The organism is Megasphaera cerevisiae DSM 20462 (genome assembly GCF_001045675.1).
GTDB lineage: Bacteria > Bacillota > Negativicutes > Veillonellales > Megasphaeraceae > Megasphaera > Megasphaera cerevisiae.
This window is the reverse complement of sequence record NZ_LEKT01000017.1, coordinates 48,430-56,119: the sequence shown is the minus strand read 5'-3', so window position 1 is coordinate 56,119 and position 7,690 is coordinate 48,430. Positions and strand designations below refer to the sequence as shown.

The following is a 7,690-nucleotide window of genomic DNA, read 5'->3' as shown; positions in this document are numbered from 1 at the left end:
ATATATTATGGATCACAATTTGCTACTGTATTTAAAACAATTACAGCAGACAACGGAACTGAGTTTGCGGAATTATCTCAGTTAGAACGATATGGTATAATGGTATATTTTGCTCATCCATATAGCTCTTGTGAGAGAGCTCAAAATGAGCGTCACAATCGCATTTTCAGAAAGTACGTACCTAAAGGAAAGTCTATCGAAAACTACTCTGCTGAGCAGATTCTCTGGTTTGCAGAGGATATGAATTCATTACCTAGAAAGTCCCTTGAGTATGATACGCCTGATGATTTATTTGAAGCTTATTTAGATACCGTCTATGCAGCTTAAATTATTTGGTTAAAGGTGTTCAATTTGAACTTGCAATTTTAGAATTCCTTCTATTCCATTCAGACATAAAAATGATCCATTCGGACATTTTTTCAAAATTATATTATCCGAACACACATCATATGCCGCATATATTTCATTTTGAGAACATCAAGTTTTTTTGAAATCCAGAGAATGAAACATCGCGTGCCGCATCCTCATTAGGAGCCCATGTATTTTCCATACTTACATAGCCGTATCTCCGATAAAATCATAAAAAGACACGAAAGAAGGGCTGCCTTATATTGACAATTCTTCTTTCGTGCCTATTACACGTTTATTCGTCATCATGCATCAGTATATCTCGTATAACTGACACAGAAAATCCCCGATATTGCAGAAACCGGGCTATTTTTCGTTTGTCTGTATTATTTCCGGAAAAACGCTTGTTTACCAATGCCGCGGCGGCGCCATACTCATCGGGCCGCTCAACATCCTCCGGTACGGGAAGACAGCGCCGCTGCAGGCGCCCTGTAATGTACAGATGCCCGTATTGCCCCTTGGCGGCATAATAGCGATACACATCGCGAGCCAGCCGCATATCGTCAATAAAATGCTCTCGTTTGAGCAGCTCCATTACATCTCTGATGTTCTCATCATCCGCCCCCTTGCGACACAGCTTTTTTCTCAGCTCACCTTCACTGAGAAACCGGATGTTAAGAAGGCGCAGCGCCTGCGCATATGTTTCCTGGCGATTCATAGGTTAGGCTTCCGGCAGCTCCGGCGTCAGTTCTTCCGTCTGCGGCGCTTCCACCATCACTTCCTCAAATTTTTCCGGTTCGGCCGCCAGCGTATCCCGAATGATCTTTTCAATTTCGTTGGAAATTTCCGGATGATCCTTCAGGAAAGCTTTGACGTTTTCTTTTCCCTGTCCCAGCCGTTCTCCTTTATATGAATACCATGTACCGCTTTTTTCGATGATCTCCATGGACGAAGCCAGATCCAGAATGGTCCCTTCCCGGGAAATCCCGGTACCATACATAATATCTACTTCGCAGTTCCGGAACGGAGGGGCTACTTTATTTTTGACGATTTTGACACGGGCCCGGTTGCCCAAAACATCACCGCCTGATTTGATCGCCTCACCCTTGCGAATGTCGATGCGGATGGATGCATAGAATTTCAACGCCCGGCCGCCTGTCGTTGTTTCCGGATTGCCAAACATGACGCCGACTTTTTCACGAAGCTGATTGATAAAAATGACAATCGCTTTAGATTTGGAAATAATCCCAGTCAGCTTCCGCAGCGCCTGACTCATCAGCCGGGCCTGCAGACCCACATGGGAGTCCCCCATTTCGCCTTCAATTTCAGCTTTCGGGACCAGCGCCGCCACGGAGTCGACGACAATAATATCCACGGCACCGCTGCGCACCAATTCTTCCGTTATTTCCAGAGCCTGCTCACCGTTATCCGGCTGCGAGATAAGAAGTTCTGCCGTGTCCACGCCAAGATGACGGGCATAGACCGGGTCCAGGGCATGTTCCGCATCGATGAAGGCGGCAATCCCGCCGCTCTTTTGTGCCGATGCGATGGCATGGAGAGCCAGCGTTGTCTTCCCGGAAGATTCCGGTCCGTAGATTTCGATGACCCGGCCGCGGGGATAGCCGCCGACACCGACTGCCAGGTCGACAGCCAGGGAGCCTGACGAAATGACTTCCAGATTCATTTTGTCAGCAATATCACCGAGACGCATAATCGCGCCCTTGCCAAAATCTTTTTCGATTTTACGCATGGCATTTTCAAGTGCAGTTTGTTTCGCTTCCATAAGTATCTCCTATTTTGTGTTTTCTAATAGATATTGAACTACATAATACAAAGCCCGCGCTGCCGCACGGCGTTTGATCTCCGTGCGATCGCCCGGATATATGTCCTTGCGCACGATCGTGCCCCAGGGACCGTCTATACCGGTATACACAAGTCCTACCGGCTGTTCCGCCGTCCCACCGTCCGGGCCGGCAAGCCCTGTCGTACTGACAGCTATATCAGCACGGTAGAGACGGCGGCTGCCTTGGGCCATTTCACCGGCCGTCTGCGGACTGACTGCTGAATAAGTACGCAATGTCTCTGTGGCAACACCAAGTATATGCTGTTTCATTTCATCACAATATGTACCGGCAGAGCCGCGAAAATAGGCAGATGCCCCAGGCACATCCGTAATGAGTGAGCCAACCAGACCGCCCGTACAAGATTCGGCAGCGCTGATCGTGTAGCCGCGTTTGAGCAGCTCCCGGCCCAATACATCGGCCATCGTCTCCTGATCATAGGCTACGGCAGTACGGTGCAGACGTTGACGCAGTTCTTTTTCCAGAGGCAGCAGCAGCACGGCAGCGGCGGCTTCCGTTGCGGCTCTGGCTGTAATGCGCACTTCCACAAAACCGGGCCGGGCATACATAGCCAAGGTCGGATTGGACTGATGCTGCACCAAATCCATCAATTTTTCTTCGATAAAGGCTTCACCCATATCATAGATCTTGACGTATACAGACTTGATGTAGCCCTGGGACCCAAAGGTTCTGAGCAGGTATGGTTTGAGCCGCTGCTCATACATCCAGCGCATTTCCCGCGGTGGTCCCGGCAGGTGTACGAGCATCTTGCCGCCATGTTGCATGGCAACGCCGGGGGCAGTGCCTGCTTCGTTGGAAAAGAATGCCGCCCCGGCCGGAATCATGGCCTGCCGCTCCTGATTGGCTGTCATATCACGTTCTGGATGATGTTCATGTACCCATTGGCGAATGGCTGCCGATATTTCGGGATGATATTCCATGGGAAGCCCCATTACCTTAGCCCCGATAAGTTTTGTCATATCGCCCTGCGTCGGCCCCAGACCGCCGGTAGTGATCACCATATCGGCACGAGCCAGGGCCGTGCGCAGTACCTGCTCCATGCGATCCGGATTGTCTCCGACCGTAGTATGATACACGACAGAATAGCCCAGGGTATTCAGTTCTTGTGATAAATACCGTGAATTTTCATTGACAATTTCACCCAGAAGCAATTCTGACCCTGTCGTCACGATTTCAACTAACATATGACTTCACCTCGTTATTCTGCAAGCTCAGCAACCAGATCGTAAGCAAAACCCTGAGCAATACGGACCGGAACCATGTCGCCCGGCTGAAGGCTGCCCGCATCCTCCAGATAGGTCAGCCCATCGACCTCGGGAGCCTGCACCTCAATCCGTCCTGCCGCTTGACGCACACCGTCTTCTTCTGTTATTTTTTCGACAAGAAAGGTATGCAAAGAGCCCTCCAGTTCTTGATTGCGCTGCTCTGATACCTTGGCCTGAATCGCCATCAGCGTATGATACCGTTCTTCCTTTACTTCTTCCGGAATCTGCTCAGACATCTGTGCTGCCGCGGTTCCTTCTTCGCGTGAATAGGTAAAGACACCGACATCATCAAATTTTACGGCTTCTACAAAATCACATAATTCCTGAAATTCTTCATCTGTTTCGCCGGGAAACCCGACAATAAACGTAGACCGCAGTGTCAGTTTCCGGCCATGAGCACACAGTTTTTTCACCAAATTCAGTATGTCTTCCTTCGTGTCACGGCGATTCATCCGCCGCAGCACCGTCTGTGAAATGTGCTGCAGCGGAAGGTCCACATAGGGACAGATTTTATCTTCTGTCACAATAAGGTCCATCAATTCATCTGTAAAATAATGAGGATATAAATAAAAAAGCCGTATCCAACGGATTCCGTCGATTCGGACCAGTTCCCGAAGCAGCTCCGGCAGCAAGGGCCGACCAGCGGTATCAACACCATAGCTGGTTGTGTCCTGGGCAATCAGATTGATCTCCTGAACGCCGTCGGCCGCCAGCATGCGGACTTCTTCCGCAACAGAGGGGACAGACCGGCTGTACAGACGCCCGCGCACCTGCGGAATGATGCAGAAGGTACAGCCGTTGTTGCAGCCTTCAGCAATTTTGACATAAGCACTATACGCTGGGGTCATCCGAAGGCGGCTCGTTTTTTGATCATATAGATGGCTTACATTATCCATAAAACAAGCTTTACGCCCCTTGCGAACCGTACCAATGGCCTCCCAGACACGATCCCATGAGCCGGTTCCCAAAAGGGCATCGATTTCAGGCATTTCCTTCATCAGATCTTCCTTATATTGCTGGCTCAGACAGCCTGTAACGATAAGCATGCCGCAGCGGCCTTCTGCTTTATAGCGGGCCGCCTGCAATATGGTATTGATCGATTCCTGCTTCGCCTTTTCAATAAAAGTACAGGTGTTGACGATAATAATATCCGCAGCAGACAGGTCTTCTGTAATTTCCATGTGGCGGTCGCGCAGAATTCCCAGCATGACTTCCGTATCTATCAGGTTTTTAGAGCAGCCTAAGCTGACAAAGCCGATTTTTTCCAATTTATTGTTCCTTTCCGAATCGAATGGTTTTGATCCACCAATCCTGCAGTTCCTTGCGGCCTGCATCCGTATATTGTTTTTTCACAGGGAAGAGCACCAGCTTCTGCCCCTTGGCATCCGCTTCCTGCGGTGCTGTCTCACTGGCATAGGTCAGAAAAATATGATTACGGCGCAGAATCGCCTCTACATCTGCCGAAAAAAGCCAGTTCATAAAGGAAGCTGCCAGTTCATCCTCTGCGCACCACTGCGTCACAGCGGCGCCGGTCAGCCAATAGGAGGTCCCATCCTGGGGATACAGGATATACAAGGGTGCGCCGTCGTGCTTGTACTGACGGGCCATAGCGGCGTCGACGACACCAATATCAGCCTCCCCGCTGGCCACACGCCGCACACTGACCGACATGGATTTAGAATATGCCGCCACATGAGATTGCAAAGCCCGCAGATACAGACCTGCCGCATCGACTCCCTTCATTTCCACAAAGGAGCACAAAAAATCACCTGCCATATCCATCGAAGCCAGATCGGGAAAGGCAAGCCGCAGCATCGGATCCGTCAGCAAATCATCCCAATTCTGTATATGGAGCCCTTTTTGGGCATAATACTCTTTACTGACAACAAAAACGATGGGATCCAGCCACAAACCTGTCCAATACCCATCCGCACTTTTAAAGGCATACGGAACCGTCTCGGTCTGCTCCGACGCAAAGGGTTTTAAGATTTCTTGTTTCTGAAGCCGGCGCAGCATCGGTTCCGAAGCCAGAATCACATCCGGCTGCCGTTCCGCCGCGCTCCCCAGCAGATCTCCGATTTGATCGTCTGTTTTGGATTGTATCTGGACACGCATCCCCGTCCGCTTGTAAAATGCCTGTGCCAATCCGGCATTGACATCATCGGGCATATCAGAATAGACCAGCAGATGGCGTTCTTCCTCATATGCGGCCTGTGCCTCCTGCAGTTTTTGCTGTTCCATGACATGATTGCTAAATCCCAGCAGAGCCAGAATAAATATAATTACGGCCACAATAGGCAAATATTTTTTCATTTCCTTCACCTTATTTTAACGTTTTTTCCCTTTTGTCACCGGACGGCGCGGTCTATGATCCGGAAGTGCCGTTTTTCCTCTTTGAAAGGCGCTCTGACGGCGCCGCAGCGGGATCAGGCACTTCGTACTGTAGCCGATAAGATCACGCCTTCCGGCCAGGCACAACGCCTTATAGACGATATCATAATTAGCCGGGTTGTAATATTGCATCAGGGCCCGCTGCATTTCCTTGTCCTCATGCCGCCGGGCCACGTACACCGATTGTCCCGTCAGCGGGTTCCGCCCCGTGTAATACATCGCCGTCGACAGACTGCCCGGCGTCGGAATAAAATCCTGCACCTGCTCAGGGTGCATATGCATATCCCGCAGAAATTCTGCCAAAGCCACGGCGTCCTGCAAGGTACAGCCCGGATGACTGGACATAAAATACGGCACAAGATATTGCTTTTTGCCGATTTTACGATTGGCCTCATCAAACCAATCCTTAAATTTCAAAAAAGCCTGTATATCGGCTTTACCCATGAGATCCGTTACGTGCTTGACGACGTGCTCCGGTGCCACCTTGAGCTGTCCGCTCACATGATACCGGCAGAGGTCTTCAACAAATTTCTTGTTATGATCCGCCAATACATAGTCATAGCGCAGGCCGGAGCGGACAAACACTTTTTTCACGCCCGGAACACTGCGTATTTCTTTGAGAAGACGCATATAATCCTCATGTGATGTATCCAAATTGCGACAAGTCGCACTGCCTATGCAGTGCGTATTCCGGCAAGCTCCGACTTTCTGCTGTTTGGCACAAGCCGGATGACGGAAGTTGGCGGTCGGCCCTCCCACGTCATGAATATATCCCTTGAACTCAGGCAGCTTCGTCATTTTTTCTGCCTCCCGCAGCAGTGATTCATGACTGCGGTGCTGAATAATACGTCCCTGATGACTGGCAATCGCGCAAAAATGACAGTTGCCAAAGCAGCCGCGCTGACTCGTCAGACTGAATTGAACCTCCTGCAGAGCCGGTACGCCGCCGGCTTGGTCATAATCAGGATGCCAGCGCCGCTGAAAGGGCAGTTCATACACGGCATCCATTTCTGCCGTCGTCAGCGGCAGCGCCGGCGGAGTCTGTACGACAAAGCGATTTTCTGAAGGCTGGATAACCGTTTTTCCATAATATGGGTCCTGTTCTTCATATTGCATTTTAAACGCTTTGGAAAACGCATTTTTATCTGCCTTAACTTCTTCGTAGGACGGACAGAGAACCGTATGCTCTGATATAGGCGCATGGCTTGCCGTGTAACAAATACCTCGGATATTATACATTTCAGGCACCGTTTTACCTTCTGCCAGCGCATCAGCGATTTCGACGACAGAATGCTCCCCCATGCCATAGCTCAATATATCAGCCTTACTGTCAAGCAAAATAGAATGCCGTACCGTATCAGACCAATAATCATAATGAGCAAAACGACGCAGGCTGGCTTCGATGCCGCCAATAACGATAGGCACGTCCTTATAGGCCTCACGCATACGGTTGGCATACACAATAGTCGCTCGTTCAGGACGATGTCCCGGTTCTCCGCCGGGCGAGTAATTGTCCCGGCTGCGGAATTTTTTGGCCGCAGTTTTTTCGTTCAGCATAGAATCAAGATTGCCCGCTGTAATAAGAGCTGCCAGACGCGGTTTTCCCAATACCTTAAAGGGTTCTGCGCTGTGCCAGTCCGGCTGAGAAATGATCCCAACACGATAGCCACGGCTTTCTAAAACGCGTCCGATTACGGCAGCGGCAAAGCCGGGATGATCGACGTAAGCATCGCCGTTAATGTAGACGAAGTCAAGCTGATCCCAGCCGCGGCTTTTCATATCTTCTCTGCTGGTTACTAAAAATCTGTTGGCCATAATACTCCT

The 7,690-nt window shown here is 50.2% G+C and carries 7 protein-coding genes; 1 reads left to right on the top strand and 6 read right to left on the bottom strand.

Features of this window, described 5'->3' with window-relative positions:
* Positions 1-327: IS30 family transposase (locus AB840_RS06790; protein WP_048514078.1), on the top strand; the 327-nt coding region annotated here is incomplete at its 5' end.
* Between the two features lie 316 nt (positions 328-643).
* Here the strand turns inward: AB840_RS06790 and AB840_RS06785 are convergent.
* Genes AB840_RS06785 through AB840_RS06760 form a run of 6 tightly spaced genes read right to left on the bottom strand, consistent with a single transcriptional unit; the run spans position 644 to position 7,681 of the window.
* Positions 644-1,066: a regulatory protein RecX gene (locus AB840_RS06785; RefSeq protein WP_048514077.1), complete on the bottom strand. Its 423-nt coding sequence runs from the start codon at positions 1,064-1,066 to the stop codon at positions 644-646.
* Between the two features lie 3 nt (positions 1,067-1,069).
* Positions 1,070-2,131, bottom strand: coding sequence for a recombinase RecA (recA, locus tag AB840_RS06780; protein ID WP_048514076.1), 1,062 nt, complete (start codon positions 2,129-2,131; stop codon positions 1,070-1,072).
* A 9-nt stretch (positions 2,132-2,140) separates the two neighbouring features.
* Entirely contained in the window at positions 2,141-3,394 is a 1,254-nt protein-coding gene (locus tag AB840_RS06775; protein ID WP_048514075.1) for a competence/damage-inducible protein A, read from the bottom strand.
* Positions 3,395-3,408: 14 nt separating this feature from the next.
* Positions 3,409-4,743, bottom strand: a complete 1,335-nt coding sequence (gene rimO / locus AB840_RS06770; RefSeq protein WP_048514074.1) for a 30S ribosomal protein S12 methylthiotransferase RimO — start codon at positions 4,741-4,743, stop codon at positions 3,409-3,411.
* A 1-nt stretch (position 4,744) separates the two neighbouring features.
* Complete coding sequence (locus AB840_RS06765) at positions 4,745-5,788, bottom strand: ABC transporter substrate-binding protein (RefSeq protein ID WP_048514073.1); 1,044 nt, start codon at positions 5,786-5,788, stop codon at positions 4,745-4,747.
* A gap of 15 nt (positions 5,789-5,803) precedes the next feature.
* Positions 5,804-7,681, bottom strand: coding sequence for a YgiQ family radical SAM protein (locus AB840_RS06760; RefSeq protein ID WP_078791726.1), 1,878 nt, complete (start codon positions 7,679-7,681; stop codon positions 5,804-5,806).
* Positions 7,682-7,690: the final 9 nt, after the last annotated feature.